This window comes from [Mycobacterium] fortunisiensis, from assembly GCF_019050325.1.
Taxonomy (GTDB): Bacteria; Actinomycetota; Actinomycetes; order Mycobacteriales; family Mycobacteriaceae; genus Mycobacterium; species Mycobacterium fortunisiensis.
This window is the reverse complement of the sequence record NZ_VOMB01000002.1, coordinates 83,657-102,330: the sequence shown is the minus strand read 5'-3', so window position 1 is coordinate 102,330 and position 18,674 is coordinate 83,657. Positions and strand designations below refer to the sequence as shown.

The 18,674-nt window shown below is 67.2% G+C and carries 22 protein-coding genes and 1 pseudogene; 12 read left to right on the top strand and 11 right to left on the bottom strand.

What is annotated here, in order from left to right:
• Window positions 1–27: 27 nt before the first annotated feature.
• The 6 genes from FR943_RS00950 (at window position 28) to FR943_RS00925 (ending at window position 2,404) form a co-directional block, all read left to right on the top strand.
• Window positions 28–486: an arsenate-mycothiol transferase ArsC gene (locus tag FR943_RS00950; protein WP_036432587.1), complete on the top strand. Its 459-nt coding sequence runs from the start codon at window positions 28–30 to the stop codon at window positions 484–486.
• Between the two features lie 73 nt (window positions 487–559).
• Window positions 560–904, top strand: a complete 345-nt coding sequence (locus tag FR943_RS00945) for a hypothetical protein (protein ID WP_036432584.1) — start codon at window positions 560–562, stop codon at window positions 902–904.
• Window positions 901–1,353, top strand: a complete 453-nt coding sequence (locus FR943_RS00940; protein ID WP_036432581.1) for a MerR family transcriptional regulator — start codon at window positions 901–903, stop codon at window positions 1,351–1,353. Before FR943_RS00945 ends, FR943_RS00940 begins: the two co-directional genes overlap by 4 nt.
• Window positions 1,340–1,672: a hypothetical protein gene (locus tag FR943_RS00935; RefSeq protein ID WP_036432580.1), complete on the top strand. Its 333-nt coding sequence runs from the start codon at window positions 1,340–1,342 to the stop codon at window positions 1,670–1,672. Before FR943_RS00940 ends, FR943_RS00935 begins: the two co-directional genes overlap by 14 nt.
• Window positions 1,673–1,682: 10 nt before the next feature.
• Window positions 1,683–2,015 (top strand): YnfA family protein, encoded by a 333-nt coding sequence (locus FR943_RS00930; RefSeq protein WP_036432578.1) that lies wholly within the window; start codon window positions 1,683–1,685, stop codon window positions 2,013–2,015.
• Window positions 2,016–2,038: 23 nt separating this feature from the next.
• Complete coding sequence (locus FR943_RS00925) at window positions 2,039–2,404, top strand: SpoIIAA family protein (RefSeq protein ID WP_036432576.1); 366 nt, start codon at window positions 2,039–2,041, stop codon at window positions 2,402–2,404.
• 598 nt (window positions 2,405–3,002) lie between these two features.
• On the opposite strand, the gene FR943_RS00920 is transcribed toward FR943_RS00925, so the two are convergent.
• On the bottom strand, window positions 3,003–4,979 hold the full coding sequence (locus FR943_RS00920) for a heavy metal translocating P-type ATPase (RefSeq protein ID WP_036432573.1): 1,977 nt from the start codon (window positions 4,977–4,979) through the stop codon (window positions 3,003–3,005).
• Window positions 4,976–5,347, bottom strand: coding sequence for an ArsR/SmtB family transcription factor (locus tag FR943_RS00915; protein WP_047036712.1), 372 nt, complete (start codon window positions 5,345–5,347; stop codon window positions 4,976–4,978). Before FR943_RS00915 ends, FR943_RS00920 begins: the two co-directional genes overlap by 4 nt.
• A gap of 101 nt (window positions 5,348–5,448) precedes the next feature.
• Between FR943_RS00915 and FR943_RS00910 the strand changes: the two genes are divergently transcribed.
• The 4 genes from FR943_RS00910 (at window position 5,449) to FR943_RS00895 (ending at window position 8,063) form a co-directional block, all read left to right on the top strand.
• Window positions 5,449–6,111 carry a DsbA family protein gene (locus tag FR943_RS00910; RefSeq protein ID WP_036432571.1) on the top strand — a complete coding sequence of 221 codons (663 nt, stop codon included), beginning with the start codon at window positions 5,449–5,451 and terminating at the stop codon, window positions 6,109–6,111.
• Window positions 6,112–6,192: 81 nt separating this feature from the next.
• Window positions 6,193–6,804 carry a methyltransferase family protein gene (locus FR943_RS00905; protein WP_036432568.1) on the top strand — a complete coding sequence of 204 codons (612 nt, stop codon included), beginning with the start codon at window positions 6,193–6,195 and terminating at the stop codon, window positions 6,802–6,804.
• Window positions 6,805–6,824: 20 nt separating this feature from the next.
• Window positions 6,825–7,460: a class I SAM-dependent methyltransferase gene (locus tag FR943_RS00900; protein WP_036432566.1), complete on the top strand. Its 636-nt coding sequence runs from the start codon at window positions 6,825–6,827 to the stop codon at window positions 7,458–7,460.
• Between the two features lie 54 nt (window positions 7,461–7,514).
• Window positions 7,515–8,063, top strand: a complete 549-nt coding sequence (locus tag FR943_RS00895; RefSeq protein WP_036432564.1) for a hypothetical protein — start codon at window positions 7,515–7,517, stop codon at window positions 8,061–8,063.
• A gap of 138 nt (window positions 8,064–8,201) precedes the next feature.
• On the opposite strand, the pseudogene FR943_RS00890 reads toward FR943_RS00895, so the two are convergent.
• The 7 genes and pseudogenes from FR943_RS00890 to FR943_RS00860 all read right to left on the bottom strand — a co-directional run.
• Window positions 8,202–8,900, bottom strand: a pseudogene (locus FR943_RS00890) (aminotransferase class I/II-fold pyridoxal phosphate-dependent enzyme); the annotation flags it as partial.
• 55 nt (window positions 8,901–8,955) lie between these two features.
• On the bottom strand, window positions 8,956–10,233 hold the full coding sequence (locus FR943_RS00885; RefSeq protein ID WP_217154437.1) for an amidohydrolase family protein: 1,278 nt from the start codon (window positions 10,231–10,233) through the stop codon (window positions 8,956–8,958).
• A complete protein-coding gene (locus FR943_RS00880) occupies window positions 10,227–11,336 on the bottom strand; it encodes a CoA transferase (protein ID WP_217154436.1) in 1,110 nt (369 codons plus the stop codon). Before FR943_RS00880 ends, FR943_RS00885 begins: the two co-directional genes overlap by 7 nt.
• On the bottom strand, window positions 11,336–12,319 hold the full coding sequence (locus tag FR943_RS00875; RefSeq protein WP_217154435.1) for a MaoC family dehydratase: 984 nt from the start codon (window positions 12,317–12,319) through the stop codon (window positions 11,336–11,338). The genes FR943_RS00880 and FR943_RS00875 overlap by 1 nt, the downstream gene beginning before the upstream one ends.
• A 38-nt stretch (window positions 12,320–12,357) precedes the next feature.
• On the bottom strand, window positions 12,358–13,371 hold the full coding sequence (locus tag FR943_RS00870; protein ID WP_217154434.1) for a hypothetical protein: 1,014 nt from the start codon (window positions 13,369–13,371) through the stop codon (window positions 12,358–12,360).
• Window positions 13,368–14,696, bottom strand: coding sequence for a Dyp-type peroxidase (locus FR943_RS00865; RefSeq protein ID WP_217154433.1), 1,329 nt, complete (start codon window positions 14,694–14,696; stop codon window positions 13,368–13,370). Before FR943_RS00865 ends, FR943_RS00870 begins: the two co-directional genes overlap by 4 nt.
• An 8-nt stretch (window positions 14,697–14,704) precedes the next feature.
• Window positions 14,705–15,265, bottom strand: coding sequence for a hypothetical protein (locus FR943_RS00860; RefSeq protein WP_217154731.1), 561 nt, complete (start codon window positions 15,263–15,265; stop codon window positions 14,705–14,707).
• Between the two features lie 203 nt (window positions 15,266–15,468).
• Here FR943_RS00860 and FR943_RS00855 point away from each other — a divergent pair, with 203 nt between their 5' ends.
• Together FR943_RS00855 and FR943_RS00850 are read left to right on the top strand one after the other, a co-directional pair.
• Window positions 15,469–15,783 carry a hypothetical protein gene (locus tag FR943_RS00855; RefSeq protein ID WP_217154432.1) on the top strand — a complete coding sequence of 105 codons (315 nt, stop codon included), beginning with the start codon at window positions 15,469–15,471 and terminating at the stop codon, window positions 15,781–15,783.
• Window positions 15,784–15,855: 72 nt separating this feature from the next.
• Window positions 15,856–16,209, top strand: coding sequence for a heme-binding protein (locus tag FR943_RS00850; protein ID WP_217154431.1), 354 nt, complete (start codon window positions 15,856–15,858; stop codon window positions 16,207–16,209).
• On the opposite strand, the gene FR943_RS00845 is transcribed toward FR943_RS00850, so the two are convergent.
• Window positions 16,210–17,100 carry an enoyl-CoA hydratase/isomerase family protein gene (locus FR943_RS00845; protein ID WP_218045158.1) on the bottom strand — a complete coding sequence of 297 codons (891 nt, stop codon included), beginning with the start codon at window positions 17,098–17,100 and terminating at the stop codon, window positions 16,210–16,212.
• 5 nt (window positions 17,101–17,105) lie between these two features.
• The gene (gene fadD4 / locus FR943_RS00840) at window positions 17,106–18,656 is read right to left on the bottom strand and encodes a fatty-acid--CoA ligase FadD4 (RefSeq protein WP_217154429.1); all 1,551 of its coding nucleotides are present in this window, start codon (window positions 18,654–18,656) and stop codon (window positions 17,106–17,108) included.
• Between the last annotated feature and the right edge of the window lie 18 nt (window positions 18,657–18,674).

Genomic DNA, 18,674 nt, shown 5'->3' with positions numbered 1-18,674 from the left:
TCGCGAAAACCCAAGGAAAACACCGATATGGCCGACAGATCCGTGTTGTTCGTCTGCGTCAGTAACGCCGGCAAGTCGGTGATGGCCGCCGGGCTCATGCGGCAGATCGCCGGCCCGCACATCCGCGTGACCTCGGCGGGCACCCACGCCAAGGGTGCAGTCAACCAACAATCGGTGCAGGCATTGGCCGAAGTCGGCGTCGACATCAGCGACCATCAGCCCACCCAACTCACCGAGCAGATGCTCGACGAGGCCGATCTGGTCGTCATCGTCGGCACCCAAGCCCAACTCGAGGACCATCCCGGCACCACCATCCAACGGTGGGACACCGACGAACCCTCCCTGCGCGGCATCGACGGCATCGACCGCATGCGAATCATCCGCGACGACATCACCACGCGCGTCCAGGCCCTGGCCGCCAACTTGTCCACCGCGGCCGCACCACCCGCCGGCCAGTCAACACAATCCGACCGCCGAGACGGTTGAGGGCCACCCCGCTGCCGTTCGCCACCGATTGAGGGTTGCATTCCGTACCTAGGTACGGGTTTATCGTCGACGTATGGCCAGCGAGGAAACTACGGGTTGGGTGCCCGATTCGTGCTCGTTACCCACGGTTGATCGGCCGTTGCGGGTGGCCGAGTTCGACGGGCTATTCGGTCAATCGGTGCTGCGGTCGGTACGGGTGAGTGCCACACGGTTGGATCTTGTGCTGGCCGCCGACGCCGAGGCCGCTGCCCGCGACCTGGCGGCACGCGAAGTCGGCTGCTGCTCGTTTTTCCGCTTCGACTTCGACACGGCCGGTTCGGATGTGGTGATAAGCATCGGCGTTCCCCCGTCGCACACCGACGTGCTCGACGCCCTCGCACAGCGGATCGGTGACATGACGACGGGGCAGACGCGGTGAGCGACAGCGGATTGCGCAGCGGGCAGGTCGCGGCCGCAGCCGGGGTCAACACCGAGACGCTGCGCTACTACGAGCGACGCGGCCTGCTGCGCCAGCCGCAGCGATCACTGGGTGGACACCGCCTATACCCACCGGAAACCGTGACCATGATGCGGGTGATCAAGGCCGCGCAACGGTTGGGCTTCACCCTCGACGAAGTCGCCGACCTGTTGGCCGCCACCCGACTCGGTAGCCGCTCCGAGGCCGGACTACACACCCGGGCGGCCACCAAACTGGCCGAGGTCGACCAGAAGCTCGCCGAACTTACCGCCGTGCGCGACACGCTGCGTGCTGCGCTCGCCGCGGGCTGTGACGACCTCCTCGCCTGCGCCGAAAGCCCCTGCTGCCCACTACCATTCACCGCAGAACCCGACAACGAGACGAAAGGCGGCACCGGTGGCTGCTGCTGACGACCGCGCCCGCAAGGCGTGGTGGGCATCGATCGGCGTCGGGGCGCTGGCATGTGTGGGCTGCTGTGTGGTCGTGCCACTGCTGGCCGCGGCCGGCATCGCCGGCGGTGGCATGCTGCTCGTCGGTTCCCGGTGGCTAGAGCCACTCGGATTCGCGCTCATCGCCGTCGGAGTCGTCGGGGTGGTCGTGTCACAGATCCGCGCCTACCGCCGACGCGGAGCCGACACCTGCCAGTGCACTCGTCCGAACACGAACACCAGTTGCCGGTGCCGACGATCACAGCCGGCAGCGGCCCCAGTGCCCGGCCAGGTCTCCTAGGGTCATCACCATGGTGATCCGTTCAATCCTGTTGTTCGTGTTGGCCGCGGTCGCCGAAATCGGAGGCGCGTGGCTGATCTGGCAAGGTGTGCGCGAGCAACGCGGCTGGCTATGGGCCGGGCTCGGCGTCATCGCACTCGGAATCTACGGGTTTGTCGCCACCCTGCAGCCGGATGCGCATTTCGGCCGGATCCTGGCCGCCTACGGCGGCGTGTTCGTCGCCGGCTCACTGGCCTGGGGCATGGCGCTGGACGGGTTTCGACCCGACCGCTGGGACATCATCGGCGCCCTGGTCTGCCTGGCCGGCGTCGCCGTGATCATGTACGGCCCACGCGCGCACTGACACTTCCCCAGGAGGGGCATGCTGTGATCGAGTTCCTGTCCTGCAGCACCGGCAATGTCGTCGGAATCCGGTTCAGCGGCAAGCTGAACCGGCAAACCTACCGCGACGTGCTCGGCCCACGAATCGACTCCCTTCTGGAGCAGTACACCACGTTGCGGGTGCTGATCCTGATCGACGAATCCTTTGAAGGCTGGACCCTTCCCGCGGCCTGGGCCAACACGATCTTCGACCTCAAACATCGACGTCACTTCGACAAGATCGCCATGCTGGGCGCCCCGAAATGGGAAGAATGGTGCGTCAAAATACCCGCGGCACTGCTCATCCGCGGTCAACTGAAGACGTTTCCACGCGATCAACTCGAACCCGCATGGGACTGGCTTCGCGCATAGCGCCCGCTGAGCGGTCAGGCCAGCGTCAGCCAGCAGCGCCACCACTGGTGGTGGGCCTATGTGTGCGTTGCAGCCGCCGTCGGCGCTTCGGTCGTGGCACCAGCGGCCAGTGGTGTGGTGCGTCCGGCGCGCACACCGTTGGCGATGACGACGATTTCGTGCACCGTGCCTATGTCAACCTAAATTGGCTCCGCCTGGGCGGTGTCAGTTGGCCCCGCCTGGAGGCGTGCAGAACTCGCGCGGGTTGAGCGAAGCTGGATGTATGCGTGTGGAGCTTCTCACGAGCCCGGGGTGTCCGAATGCGGCGGCGGCTCGGCGCTTGCTCGCCGAGTGTCTGTCTGAGGTGGGTATCGCTGACGATGTGGTGGTGGAAAGGGTCGGTGCATATCCATCGCCGACGGTGCTCGTTGATGGTGTGGATATCATGAAGCCGGGCACTGAGTTGGCAGCTGATGCATGCCGATTGGACCTTCCGACCAGGGATCGCGTGCTGGCGGCGCTGCGGAGTGCGACACCGTTGACCTGATCGATCCGGGGTTTCACCCCGTTGCTCGGCCGACCCCTCTTGGCTGTGACGTGATCCTGTTGCGCCCCGAGTTCAACTGGCTGTCGTGGTTTCCTGGGTGCGGGTGTGTGCCAGCCGGTGGGAGTCGGTTCCGGTTTCGATGATGGCGCCCCGGAGGGGTTTGGTGCGTCCGGCGCGGACCCCGTTGGCGATGACGACGATTTCGGCGAGTTCGTGCACGGCGACGACCGCGGCCAACCCCAGCATCCCGGTGAGGGCGAGCGGAATGAGTACCGTGATCAGGCCCAGTGAGAGGCCGACGTTTTGCAGCATGATGCGCCGGGCACGGCGGGCGTGGGCGAAGGCTTGGGTGAGGTGGCGCAGGTCTTCACCCATGAGGGCGACGTCGGCGGTTTCGATCGCCACGTCGGTGCCCATTGCGCCCATGGCGATGCCGAGGTCTGCGGTGGCCAGGGCGGGGGCGTCGTTGACGCCGTCACCGACCATGGCCGTCGAGGAATGTTGGCGCAGTTGACTAATCAGCGCGGCCTTGTCTTCGGGCCGCAGATCAGCATGCACCGTATCGATCCCCACCTGCTTGGCCAGGGCGGTCGCGGTCGCTTGGTTGTCACCGGTCAGCATCGCCACCTGATAACCCCCACGGCGTAACGCCTCGACGACCCGGGCGGCTTCGGGCCGTAGTTCGTCACGCACCGCGACCGCCCCAATGACCTGACCGTTGTCTTCGACCAGCACCGCGGTCGCCCCGGCGGCCTGCATCTTGGCGACCTGTTCGGCCAGCGGGCCGGGATCGAGCCAGCCGGGCCGACCGAGCCGCAACCGGCGGCCGTCGCGATACCCGGTGAGGCCGGCGCCGGTGACCGCCTCCACCTCCTCGGCGGGTCGGACCGGGCCCTCGGCGGCGGCGAGGATCGCTGCAGCCAGGGGGTGTTCGCTGCGGGCCTCCAACGCCGCCGCGACCTCCAGCACATGCTCGCGGGTGGCGCCGTTGGTGGTGGCGACGTCGATGACGGTGGGCTTGTTGGCAGTCAATGTGCCGGTCTTATCCAGCGCCACGGTGCGGACCGCGCCCAGGGCTTCCAGCGCCGCGCCGCCCTTGACCAGGACGCCGAGCTTGCTGGCCGCGCCGATCGCGGCGACCACGGTGACCGGCACCGAGATCGCCAGCGCGCATGGGGAGGCCGCCACCAGCACCACCAGGGCGCGTTCGATCCACACCAGCGGATCACCCAACACGCTGCCGATGGCCGCGATGAGGACGCCGGCGATCATGATCGTCGGGACCAGGGGTTTGGCGATGCGGTCGGCCAGGCGCTGGGCTTCGCCCTTGCGGGACTGCTCGGCCTCCACGATGGCCACAATGCGGGCCAGCGAGTTGTCGGCGGCGCTGCTGGTGACCTCGACCTCGAGCACCCCGGTGCCGTTGATCGACCCGGCGAACACCTCATCACCGGGCCCGGCCTCCACCGGCACGGATTCGCCGGTGATCGCCGAAACATCCAGCGCGGTACGGCCTGAGACGATGACCCCGTCGGTGGCGACGCGTTCACCGGGTTTGACCAGCATCCGGTCACCCACCCGCAATTCGCTTGGCGGGATGATGGTTTCGGCGCCGTCGCGCAGGACGGTGGCCTCATCGGGCACCAGCGACAACAGGGCGCGCAGGCCGCGGCGGGTGCGGGCCAGCGAGTATTCTTCGAGACCTTCGCTGATGGAGAACAGGAACGCCAGCATGGCGGCCTCGCCGACCTCGCCGAGGATCACTGCGCCGACCGCGGCGATCGTCATCAGCGTGCCGACCCCGATCTTGCCTTGGGTCAGCCGGCGCAGCGTCGAGGGCACGAACGTGTAGGCCCCGATCGCCAACGCCAGCGCATACAACCCGATTTCGACCGGGCGGGGCCCGCCGGCCCCGCCGACCACATACCCGGCCAGCAGCACCACACCCGCCACCGCGGCGGCGCGCAGTTCGGTGATCTCCCAGAGCCGTTCGGGTTCGTGCTCGTCGTCGCTACGTTCGTCGCTGCCGCAGCCACACGCCTCACTCATCGAGCAACCTTCTTCCGCTGATCGGGGAGGCCGTAGTTGGGGCACAACGCCACCGCGTTGCCGGTGGCCTCCAGCACCGCCTCGGCCGCGCGCAACATCTCCAGCAGCTCCGGGCGGGCCAGCCGATACACCGAGGCGCGGCCCTGCGGCCGGAAATCCACCAACCCGCAGTCACGCAGGCAGGCCAGATGCGCCGACACCGTCGACTGCGCCAACCCCAACTCGCCCGTCAGATCCACCACCCGGGCCTCACCACCCGCCAGGCGGCGCAGGATCGCCAACCGGGTCGCATCCGAGAGGCTGTGAAACAACGCCGTCGCCGCATCCACATTCCCGCACACCGCGGGATCGACCGAACCACTTTTCATCGCCACATAACGATGATAGCGTCCAATGCTATTGATCGGTCAACCTCGCCAACATCGATGCCATGCGATATAGCCGCCGATCCCACGAAAGAGGTATCTGAATGGCGCGCGCCAGCCGCATGTTGCTCACCGCGTTCGTCATCGCCGCGATGGCGATCGGTGCGCTGGTCTACCTGTCGGTGCGCGACCGTGACTCGACCGCCCCAGCGCAGTCCGATACCAGCGAGATCGGGCAGGTGGTGCGGGAGAACAGTCACCGGCTCAACTCGGTGCCTGAGAGCAAGGTGACGTTCGTGGAGTTTCTCGACTTCGAATGTGAGGGTTGCCGCGCGGTTTACCCGGAGATCGAAAAGTTGCGGGCTGAATACGGGGACCGGGTGAATTTCGTGATCCGCCACTTCCCGCTGCCAGCGCACGTCAACGCCGAGCGGGCCGCCCGGGCCGTGGAAGCCGCCGCCCAGCAGGGCCAGCTGGAGGCGGTGTATCGCAAAATGTATGACACCCAGGCTCAGTGGGGTGAAAAGCAAACCCCGGCCGATGACGTATTCCGTGGATTCGCAGCAGAACTCGGCCTGGATATGGCCGCTTTCGACGCGGCCTACGCCGATCCCGCCACGCTGGAGCGCATCCGGCTCGACATGGCCGACGGCCGGGCCTTGGGGGTGCAGGGCACGCCGACGTTTTTCCTCAACGGCACCCGCATCCAACCGCACAGCTATGAAGACCTCGCCAAGGCCCTTGATCAAGCGCTCGCCGAGAACTAACCGCGCCGTCCCACGTCCATCGGCTTTAACGCCCATCTCCACATCGGCACCTATCCCAGTCCCGGCCAGGAGGTTTCACCCATGCCCGCCACCGCGCTCATCTTCTACGTGATCTTTGCCGTCTTAGGGTTCGGCTGGCGCAGTTGGACCCAATACCGCCACACCGGATCCACCGGATTCCGCGGCATCCACGGTCGGCCCGGGTCGCTGCAATGGTTGGCCGGTGTCGGATTCATCGCCGCCATCCTCGCCGGGGCGGCCGCGCCCCTGCTGCAACTGCTCGACATCCTCACCCCGATGGCCGTGCTTGATGCGCCGTGGATCCAGACCACCGGCATAGTGCTGGCCGTCGCCGGGATCGCCGCCACCGTCCACGCCCAACGCGACATGGGCCCATCGTGGCGCATCGGAGTGGACCCCAGCGAAACAACCACATTGGTGCGCCACGGCGTGTTCGCGCTGGTACGCAACCCCATCTTCACCGCCATGCTGATCTTCGCCGCCGGCATCACCCTGATCACCCCAAACCCGCTTGCCCTGGCCGCCTTCGCCGTCTTGTGGGCCACGATCGAACTGCAGGTACGAGTGGTCGAAGAGCCCTACCTCAACACCATCCACGGCCAGGCCTACCGGGACTACTGTGGGGCTGTCGGCCGGTTCGTTCCCTACATCGGACGCCGCCTGACCGTCTGACCGCCGACGCGAGGTGAACCATGCCCACCGATGATCGCACCGCCCGCTGGAACCGGTACTGGGACAAGAAATCTCGCACCTATGACCGTGAGATCGGGTTCTTCGACCGCCACCTGTTCGGCGACTCCCGCCAATGGGTCTGCAGCCAAGCCACCGGCGACGTCCTGGAGGTCGCGATCGGCACCGGACTCAACCTTGCCTTCTACCCCGAGAACGTCACCCTGACCGGGATCGACTGGAGCCAGCAGATGCTCGACATCGCCCGCCAACGCGCCGCCGACCTCGGTCACCCCGCCACCCTGCAACAAGCCGACGCGCATCACCTGCCGTTCGACGATGCCAGCTTCGACACCGTCGTCTGCACCTTCGGGCTCTGCGCCATCCCCGACCACACCCAAGCCCTCACCGAAATGACCCGAGTCCTGCGCCCCGGCGGAAAACTCATCCTCGTCGACCACATCCGCAGCAGCACCGCCCCAGTCCGAGCCGTGCAGCGGGGCCTCGAACTATTCACCATTCCCCTCGGCGGCGAACACTTCCTACGTCGCCCCCTAGAGCACCTGCGGGCCGCGACCGACCTCGCGATCGACCATCGTGAGCGGTTCACACTCGGCCTCGTCGAACGCGTCGTCGCCCACAAAACCCCTGCCACCTGACCTGCCCTGCAGCCAAGGGGTCCGAGCGGGACACCATCACGAAAGCAGCCGCACATGACCGAATTCACCAGACGCGCCGCACTTGCCCTACTCAGTGGGGCAGGGGCGATCGCCGCACTGGGATACCTGTTGCGCACCAACAGTATTCGCATGCCCACCGGGAACGCCAACGGTCCCGGCATGATGGGCGGAGTCTCCGGCACCGACATGGATCGCTACATGACCATGTTCGCCCGCCACACCGAACTGCGCCGCACCGTGGAAAACATCCCCGGAGGCATCCGTACCACCACCGAATCCGACGCCCCCGATCTCGTCGCGCAACTGCACGCCCACGTCTCCTCGATGTATCAGCATCTCGACCAAGGCGCCGAAGTGAGCTGCATGAGTCAAAGCCTGCCCACCCTGTTCCGCCATGCAACCGACTACCAGCGGCGAATCACACTGACACCTAACGGAGTTATCGCCACCGAGACCTCCTCCGACCCCGAGCTCACCAACACCATCCGCGCCCACGCACACGAAGTCACCGGCTTCGTCACCGACGGCATGCCCGCCATGATGGGCCCGATGATGGGCGGCCGCGGAATGATGGGCTCCTGAATCGTCGCGTCAACCAGAACGCACCAACCAACCCCTAACCGGAAACACCAACAGCCTAACCTGTTTCCGATCAGGCCCGACTAGATCAGATCGCCTCAGCGGGAACAACAGTAAACATCAGAATCTGACCCCAGATAACTGCTCAAATCCGGCGCCCATCTTGTGCACGCTCACCACGCACACGTCGGCGCCGGCGTTCATCGCCCAGGTCGGCAGGTCCTCGTGGAACGGCAGATGCGCGCCCCAGGCCTCGTCGACGATCAGCGGCTTGCCCCGGACGTGGCAGACGTCCGCGATGCCCTCGATGTCGGCACAGGTGCCGTAGGGGCTGGGGCTGACGATCAACGCTGCCGCGGCATCCGGGTGTCGTCGCCAGCCCTCCTCCACCTGCTGCGGCGACGGCGGGTGCGACAGGTGCCGGTCGGCATCCCACTGCGGAGTTATCCAGCGCGGCCGCAGGCCCGAGAAGATCAACCCGGCCACCACCGACTTGTGGCTGTCCCGGCTCAGCAGCAGGCTGCCGTCGCACCCGGCCACGGCCATCATCGCCGCCTTCACCGACAACGAACTGCCGCAGGTCGAGAACCAGGCCGCCTCGGCTCCCACCGCCTCGGCCATCAGATCCTCGGCCTGCTGCAGGTAGCCGTTGCGCATCCGGCGGTCGTCGAGACCACCGCTGGCCAGCAGATCACTGAAGAACGGTTCGCGACCCAGAACGTTCAACACCCGCTGATCGACCCCGCGCCCCTGGCGATGCCCGGGCGGTGAAAAGCCGTACCGGTTGGAATGGTGGTAGTCGTACAGCGCGTCGAGCAGCGGCGCCGCGCTCTGGTCCATGCGCGTCATGGCGCAGATATACCCACATCGGGGCGGTCCCCACACCCGCCCGCCGTCAGCGCTCGAACACCACCGTCCCGCCGACGATGGTGGCGGCCACCAGATCGGCGTCCAGTGCCTCAAGTACCCGCTGTGGCGAGGCCGCCAACAGGCACAGGTCGCCGAGTTCTCCGGCGGCGACGCGCCGCGGCCGGGCCGGAGCAGTGGCGCTCCCGAAGAACAGCTGCAACGCACGGTCCCCGGATATCTGCTCGGCGGGGCCCAGCACCACCCCGCGCGGGCTGCGGCGGTGCACCGCGGCGCGCATCGCCGCCCACGGATCGGCCGCACCGAACGGCGCGTCGGTGGACAGCGCCACCGGGACCCCGGCTTCCAGCAGCGAGGCCACCCGCCACAACTGGTCCTGTTCGGCGGGGGGCACATCGGTGCGGTACTCGTCGCCGCGCTCGGCCACGAAGTTGGGTTGGGTCACCACCGTGACCCCGAGCGCGACCAGGTCGCCGATGACGTCCGCCGGCACCATCGCGGCGTGTTCGATCCGGTCGCCGGGGTGGGTGCCGACGGCACGCAGGGCGGCGACGGTGACGACGAGTTGCGCGGCGGTCACGCAGTGCACGGCCACCGGGCTGCCGGCCCGGTGCCGCTGCGCGATCCACGCCGACAGCCCGTCGAGGTCGAGCCCGTCGTCGTGCAGGATTCGCTTGCCCGGCGCCAGGTAGTGCACGCGTTGCCGCAGCCCGACCGGCCGGTCTTCGGACTGCAGGTCCGGCGTGGCATCCGTGATGCCAGTGACGCCGTAACCGGCGAGCCGGGCACTGAACTGTGCGACTGCCGCGGGCCGCCGCTGCACCGCGTCCGACCAGGTGTGGTCCGCGCTACGCAGAATCCCGTCCGGGTGGTCGGCCAACCCCAGCGCGACGAGCCCCGCCGAGTTCAGTGTCCACACCACCCCGCTGCGATGTTGCACCCGCACCGGGACATCGGGAGACAACCGGTCCAGCAGTCGTCGGTCCAGCGGACCGGCCACCGCATTGTGATAGGCCACGGCGCGGATCCAGCCATCCGGGCCCACCGCCGCGGTGCCCAGCGCCCGCGCCAGCCCGGCCTCATCACGCACCTCGGCCGGGCCGACCCGAATCGAATCCTGTTCAGCGGCAGCGGAGTACACGTGCAGATGGTGATCGTGCAAGCCCGGGATGACGGTACCGAACGCGGCGTCGAGGACGCGTTCGCCCGGGCGGCCGGCGAGCTCTGCGGCCACCTGCTCGATGGTCTCGCCGACCCGGATGTCGTGCACTGTCCCGTCCAACAGCGTCGCGCGGCGAATCAGCATGAGTCGGCACTCCGCTGCGCCACCAATCGGCGCACGGCGGCATTGTCGGCGCCGAGTTCCCGACCGGCCGACGTGACTGAGGGCGGCACGGCAGAAACCTCGACCTCGTCACCCGGTGAGCGGTAGCCGGCGGCCACCGCCGCCATCGAGAACTCGATCAGTTCGCCGCCGCCACGGGCGCGGGCGGCCACCGCGGTGGCCGCCGCCTGCAACCCGGTGAGCGGATCGGCGATCGCGTCACCGACGAATACCGGTGTGCCATCGCGGTATCCGACCAGTCCACCCGACACCGCGGCGTCGTCGCCGAACGCCACCCACTCGGCCCGCTGTCCTTCGGTGCCGTGCCCGGTGATGCGCAGCCAGATCCGCCCGGGCCGCACCGCAACGGTGTCGGGTCCCAGACCGCGCCGGGCCAGTGCGGCCGGGCGGGATGCCTCGATCACGACATCGGCCACGTCCAGCAACGCGGCCAGGTCAGCGGGCTCATCGAAATCCGTGGCGTAGGAAAGTTTTCCACCGTTCATCCAGTCGAAGAACACCCGCTCGCCGGCTCGGGTACCGTCCGGGCGGGAGCGGCTCTCCACTTTCACCACCGTGGCCCCGGCCCGGGCCAGCAGATGCCCGCACAGCGGCCCGGCCCACATCGACGACAGGTCGGCAACCAACAACCCGGCCATCGGGCCCGGCCGCGTTGGGCCCGAAGGCCGCACCACCGGGGGCGCGGGTGCGGTCTCACCGACAACGGCCACCGGCAGTCCCAGCAGCCGCGCCCGGTCGGCCAGCTGCCCGGCAGTGCTGTCCGCCGCCCAGGCGCCGATCTCCGGCCAAGGGTCGGTGTCCACCGAATCCGACTGCAACAACGCCGGAATCATCGCGACGTCGTCGGGACGCGACAGGGTCAGGGCACACCATCGGTCGCGGGTGGGCAGCAACCGGGTCGCCCCGCCCGCCGACACCCACCCGGCGGGCGCGATGTCCAACAGCGCGGCACGGCCGGTCAGCAGTTCGGTGGCGTCGACCGCGACACCGGTGTGGGCGGCGAAGTCGTCGGCGACCGCCTGCGCCTGCCTCAGCAGGGCCCGCGGAATCGCCAACGCGTTCATCAGAACTGCAGTGCGCTGAACCGCCAGTCCAACACCTGGCGGTCAGAGCCGTCGGGTCCACCCGCCGCATACACGAGGGAACGCAACCTCAGCACCCCGGCCTCGGCCGAGTCGATGTGCAACTCGCTGAACAACGTATCGCCTTCGTGCACCGGGCCGGTGTGATCACAGGACTCCCACCCCAGCACGGTCACCAGGTTCGGTAGCAACCGACTGGCCTGGGCCAGCGCGAGCCCGATCGTGTGGCCGCCGTACACCAGACGCTGCCCGCCGGCACGCCAGTCATGATGGGTGGCAGCGATGTTCAAGGACAGCCGGGCCAGTTCGGGGGCGCTGCTCACGACGTCGGCGGTGCTGTGCAACACCGTGCCGGCCAGGGCCGGGTCGAAATGCGGGCCGGGCACCCGGGCCCGGAACACCTCGCCGTCCCAGCCGGCAGTGGGGTCTGGGGCTGCGGCGTCGGCGCCGATCGCCGACAGGTCGTCGGCGTGGCCGGTATCGCCGGCACCGTCGGACAGCGGCAGCATCGCGCAGCGGTAGAAATCGAGGACCTTGCGCTCCTGCTGGTCGACCGTGGTCATCCGCAGGGCGGCGAGCCCCGTCGGAGCCCGGCCCGGTTTACTCGAATTCTGCTTGAGGCCAACGACTTCGGTTCGGGTGTACAGGGTGTCACCGATCCGCGGACACCGATGGAACGCCAACCCGCGATAGAAAAGGTTGGCCTTGACCCGCTGGGTCACCAACGTGCTCTGCCCGATCGCGACATCACAGACCAGGGCCGGGTGCGCCAGCAGACCCGGTTCACCGGTGACCGCGGCGGCGAGTTCGGCATCCAGCGCCAACCGCAACCGATCGCCGAGGATCGACTGATGGACGGCGGCGGCGCCGTCGGTCAGCGTCATCGATGGCGCGGTGTCAAAAACCTGTCCGACCTGCAGGTCGTCGAAATAGGGGCCACCGAATGACCGAGGAGGCGCTGTCATGGAGTGCATGCTAGTCGTGGCGCAAACCCGTGCGGTCCTCACACCATCGTGGCCAGGTTGTGCCAGAAATTTCGGAGGCTTTCGGTGCCACCGAACAGCGTGGTGAAGTTGGTGGAGTCGACCAGGACGATGTTGCCTGCCCGCGCTCCGGCGGGCGGCATCCAGATCAGGGCGTTGAGCTCGGTTTCGCCGGCCGCGGTGAACGGATGAGGCCGGTTCGGGTCGACGCGCTGGCGACCGAGGACGTGCAGCTCATGACCTTCGGGCGCCGTGAGCTCATAGTGCGGCAGGTGCGGGTGGAAGTTGAACGTGGTGACGTTGTCCAGCAACCGCAGCCGGTCGAGATCTCGCGACATGGTCAACGGCGCGATCTCGCCGGTGCCGGGCGCCACCGCCGGTCGCAGGCCCCAGATGTTGCGTACCGGTACGTCGAGCGCCGCCATCAGGGATCGGGTGTAACCGCCGAACCGTTGCCGGCGCGGCACCAACGGATCACCGTGGTGCTCGTACTCGACTTGGCGTTGGGCGAGATCGTCGGTGAACCCGACGTCGTGGTGCGGGGCCAGCACCAGGCAGGTGCCCTCACGTTGCAGCCAGGCCCGTAGCGCGGCGATCTCCGCTGTCGCGGCTTCCTGCCCGGACGGCAGGTGGTCGAGGCCGAACACCATCAGGGTGTCAGTGTCGTCCAGGATTCGTTCGTCGATACCGAGCCGGTAACCCGCCTGGTCGATGCGCTGGAAGACCGCGACCGGGTGTCCGGTGACCTCCTCGGCGAGTTCCTGGAACGCCAGGGTGGAGCGGTGGAACAGCTCCAACGTTCCCGCCACGCCCTGCAGGAAGTTCGCTGCGTCATAGTCGGGCGTCTCGTACGCCGGCCACAACGCGTTGCGCACTTCGGTCATGGTGGAGAACCGGTTGTACATCTCGGCAGAGCTGCGTTGGGATTCCCAGGGATAGCTCCACGTCCAGTAGATGCTGATCCGTCGCCCACCGGAATGCGGTCGTGCCACGTGGCTCTGGTTGTAGGTACGCGCCCGTCTGAGGATGCTCATGCCTGGCCGTCCGCAAGGTGTCGCAGCGCGTTGATTCCGGGGAGGAAGAAGTAGGCACCGCCCAACACCGTGGTGAACGCGGGCAGGCCTTTGAACACCTTGCGGATCGGCCGACGCGGCACCGTGAAGTCGAGGGTGCCGTCTTGCGTTCCGCAGATCGGGTCATGCTCGTTGCCCAGCTCGTGGAACGACGCATCGTTGATCCACACGTTCTGGGCGAACTCGAATTGCCGAACCAGGCTGGCACAGATGATGAATGCGGCGATGCCGCGATCCAGACCGTCATCTGACTCATCGTCCGGCAGGGCCGGGCCGTAGGTCGCGCCACGGCGGATCATCCTGTGGCGGTTCATGTTGTGCGCGGTATCGCGTGGATTCAGCCGCCGCGCGTGGGAACCGAGCGGGACAGCGTAGCCGTGCGGGTCCATTTCCTTGTAGTTGAAGTCGTTGTTGCGCATCGGATCTGCACCCAGCTGGGGGTCATCCCGTTGCGGTGCCAGCACCAGCGGAGCCCCGCTGCGCCAGCGGCCCATTAGTTTCGCGGCAAGCAGCTCCTGAGCGTCGGCCGTGTCGGCGTTGGCGCGCAAGAAATCACGGAACGCCCCGACGTGCTCACGCAGCCGCCGGTAGGCCAGATAGCTTCCGTTGTGCGACAACACCTCCGGCTGGGGTAGGCCGGTGGGGGGACCGTTCTCGTCGGGATAACCCAGAATGAACTCCCCCGGCTCCAGCGCCGGACCGGAACCCGGCGTGGGCTCCTCACCGGCGCCCTTGACTGCCGGCTGTGACAGCCGATCCCGGAAGCCGAAGTGATCGTGTGCGTAGTTGAAGGGTGGATTCGCGTTGAGATCAAGATGGGAAAGGCTCCGAACACCCGGGAAACGGGCCAGGTGCTTGTCATGTTCGCCGACACAGCGGGCATGTTCGTCCGCGTCACGCGCGAAGAGTATGGCGATGGCATGCACGTCGGCGCCGGAGAGACCGCCCACCCAGTGGTCCGGGCTGTTCATCCCGGTATCGCCCAAGATGTCAGCCCGCGCTGCCATGCCTTCACGGAACTCATCGGGAAAGGTCGCCAGTGATTCGTCGGACACGCCCAGCGCGCGCAGCCCAGTCCACGTGAACGCCAGGCTGATCCAGCGGCGGGTTCCGTCCATCGAATCGCGGGCTTCGGTTACCGACGCGACCCGATCCAGCAGCCCACGTAACCAGCCGCAGCCGTCGGCGGCATCGTCGAACGACAGAAATTCGTAACGGCCCGTCAAGGCCGGTGTTCGGGTCAACACGATGTGCTGAATGTCGTCGAGCTCCAGGCCGGCCTGCATCCGACGGCCTATTGCATCTGGTCGAGCGCGGTGGAGAAGGCCGCCTTCAACCGCAGCGCCTTTTTGATCTCTTCGGCAGTGACATAAGGGTATTCGCCGTACTCGAGAAAGCTGGGGCACTGATGTGCGCGGACGAACTCCACGAACGCCTGCGGGTTCTCCTTCCAGTCCTCCGGAAAACCCTCCAGGTTGGTGAACACCGTGGTGATTCCGGTCTGGCTGAACAGCGCCACCGCATCCTCGGTGTACTTGTCGAAGTCGGTGTCGAAGATGCCCTGGTACTGGAAATGCAGTCCGGACCCCACATCGAAAAGCTGCCATCGTAAGTAGTGGAGCCGAAGCGGGGCGAGAACATCGGGACTGGCGGCGATCGCCTCTTCGATCTGCTTGCCGTAGGCGCGGATCGCTTCCTCACGCCCCTCCTTCACCTTGGCGATGATGGAGAATCCATAGCAGGCCGGGGTCTTGGGATAGATCGGTCCATACCGACCACGCTCTAGCTCGAAATAGCCCTCTTTCGGAATGGCCTTGGCTGCCGGCGTGGTCCATGCATGCTCACTCGACGACATCAGACCTCCCGTGGCGAAACCGGACGCCAGATAGTTGGTGGCTTCATCCAAGCACACACCAGTCCGGTTGGACGGCCCGTCACTTGTTTTCGAAGCCAAATACATTGCGGCTCCGCTGTTCAGCTTGCCGGAAGAACCTGCGAATTTTCTGTTCACGTCCTTTACGCTCACAAGCGTCAAGGAGTACCGGCGGAAGGCGGGCAATGTCAGTCCTGTACCGTTTCTTGCTCGCAGCCCTGGGCACCACGGCCGTGCCGATCGCCATCGCCGGCGCACCCCCCGCCGCCGCCGAATGCACCAATGCCAATGGCGTCACCGTGTGCGCGCAAGGGGAAGTCCGTGGCGCCGACGGCGGAAGCGGGCCCGGATTTTCCGGGCCAGTCGTGCCCTACCCCTGCGAATACGACTGGTATTGCGACTCCGACTGGGATCTCGACATCGGGATCGACCCAGGGCCACCGCCCGGCGGCGGCATCGACATCGGACGTCCGGGCCGGCCCGGGATCGGCCCGCGTTGAGTAACCCGCTGTCCCCGACAGGTATTTGTTCAATGCCGTTCAGGTCGCACACGTATCGGTGAGGAGCCGCACATGACAACACCCTTTTCCCTGCACCTCCCCCTGCACCGACTGACGGCCGGGATTGCCGGTGCCGCGATCGCCGGCGCCGCACTGGTGGGCACCGCCGCAGGCGCAGCCGCCGACCCGCCACCGGACTGCACGTCCGCCGACCTGGCCAGGGTCATGTCGGGCGTGTCGGCGGCCACGTCGGACTATTTGTTCGCCCACCCCGAGGTGAACACTTTCATGACTGGCCTCAAGGGCCTACCCAAGGACCAGATCCGAGAGAAGATCCGAGCCTACGGTGACGAGAATCCCCAGGTACGTGCCGACTTGCAGGGGATCCGCCAACCCGCCGTCGAATTCCGTGACCGCTGCGGCTGATCAGGTCGCGGGCACCGCGGCGATCTCGTCGACCAGGCCCCAGGCCAGCGCCGTGGCTGCGTCGATCGTCTGCCCCGACAGCACGAGATAGGCGGTGCGCCACCGCCCGATCCGTCGGGTGATGCTCACCGTGCCGCCGGCTCCGGGGATCAATCCCAGTGCCAGTTCGGGCAGCCCGATGACCGCGTCCGGGTGGCAACTGACCCAGCCGCAGTAACACGCCATCTCCAGCCCGCTGCCGAGCACCTGGCCGTGCACCTCGGCGCGGCAACGTCGTCCCAGCCTGGCCGTCAGTTCGTCGAGGGCCAGGGCCGGGCTGTGCCGGGTGCGGGCCAGATGGGCGCTGGCCGGATCGGCGAACGAACCGAACTCGGCCAGATCTCCACCGCTGCAAAAGGATCGGCCGTTGCCGCCGAGCACCACCTCGTCCACCGAGGGATCCAGCCGGGCCACCTCGAGCGCCTCCAGCAGCGCCCCCCGGGCGTCGGTGGAGAACGCATTGTGCCGCTGCGGCCGGTTGAACCGCACGTGCAGGGTGTTGCCGTCGCGGTGGGCCTGCACCGGTTCGGGCAGCTGCGGCACGGTGGCCGGGCCGCGCTCGGACAACCACCGGGCGAACTCGTTCCCGGACTGCAGCGTCGAGTACGCCAGCGATTCGGTGACGATCCCACCGAACGCCGGGGCGCTCACGTCGACGCTGCGCAGCACGTCGACGCAGATCGCGGCGGCCTGCGGCCACATCTGGCAGCGCTCGGTCAGCGCGGCCACCGCCAGGTCGACGGAGCCCACGGTGACCGCCCGCCGATCCTCGGTCGGGCGTGTGGTCAACGTGAACGTCGCGGGATCGGTCGGGGTCTCGACCCCGACCCGGATCCCTGCCGGCAGCTCCAGGACGGTCACGAGTACTTGTTTATCAGCCCCTGCTTGAACAGCTTGCCGGTGTCGGTGCGGGGCAACTCGGCCTCGAACGAGATCGACCGCGGGCACTTGTAGTGCGTCAGGCGCTCACGCAGCCAGTTGAGGAGCTCACGCTCGAATTCTGGGGTGGCGTCGGCCGGATCCACCGTCTGCACCACGCCCTTGACGCTCTGCCCCATCTCTTCATCAGGGATGCCGAACACCGCGGCGTCCATCACCTTGGGGTGGACGACGAGCATGTTCTCGGCTTCCTGCGGGTAGATGTTCACCCCGCCCGAGATGATCATGTGATGGCGACGGTCGGTCAGGTAGAGGTAGCCCTCCTCGTCGACATATCCGATGTCGCCCACCGTCTTCCAGCCGTGCGAGTCCCTCGAAGAGGCGGTCTTCTCGGCGTCGTTGAGGTACTCGAAATCGGCACCGCCCTCGAAGAAGATCTCACCGGCCTGACCGGGTGGCAGTTCCTTGCCGTCCTCATCGAGGATGTGCACCACACCGTTCATCGGCTTGCCCACCGAGCCCGGGTGGGTCAACCAGTCCTCGGCGAAGATCACCGTCGCGCCGATGGCCTCCGATGAGGCGTAGTACTCGTCGACGATCGGCCCCCACCAGTCGATCATCTGCTTCTTGATCTCCACCGGGCACGGTGCGGCGGCGTGCATCACCCGCTCCAGGCTGGAGATGTCATACGAATTACGCACGCTCTCAGGCAATTTCAGCATCCGGGTGAACATCACCGGGACGAACTGGCCGTGCGTCACACCGTGCTTCTGGATGGCATCCAGGGTGCCCTCGGCGTCGAAGCGCTCCAGCACCACCGTGGTGATCCCGGCGGCCAGGGTCTGCATGGACCACACCGACGGTGCGGTGTGGTACAGCGGGGCGGGGCTCAGGTAGACGGCGTCGGGATGCATCCAGAAACCGACGAGTGGGGCCATCATGCCGGGAGTTTCCGACGGTGGCACATGCGGCAACTCACGCTTGATGCCCTTGGGCCGACCCGTCGTTCCCGACGAGTACTGCAGCAGATCGCCGTCCAGCTCATCGTCGATCGGGGTGACCGGCAGGTCCGCGACCGCCTCCGGGTAGCGCTGCCAGCCGGCCAGGTCGCCGGAGGCGCTGGTCGCCGACGATTCGGCTCCGTCGGCGATCAGCAGGGTGTCGGGCAGGCCGTGCGGCAGTTCCTTTTCCAGGCCGCTCAGGACGTCCTTGAGCGCCGCCGAGCCGATGATCGCCTTGGCCCCGCTGTTGTCGATGATGTAGGCCGCCTCGGCCGCGGTCAGGTGCGTGTTGATCGGCACGTAGTACAGCCCGCTGCGCCGCGCCGCCCACATCGCGGCATGGATGTGCTGGTTGTTCTCCATGAGGATCGCGACCACGTCGCCCTCCCGCAGCCCCTGTCGGCGGAAGTAGTGGGCCAGCTGATTAGCGCGGGCTTCGAGCTCCCCGAAGGTGACGACGGTGCCGGACGGGTGAAGGATGATCGCCGGCTTTTCGGGCTTGGCTTCAGCATGCTCGCGAATCTGCATGAGGGCACTGTAACCGGC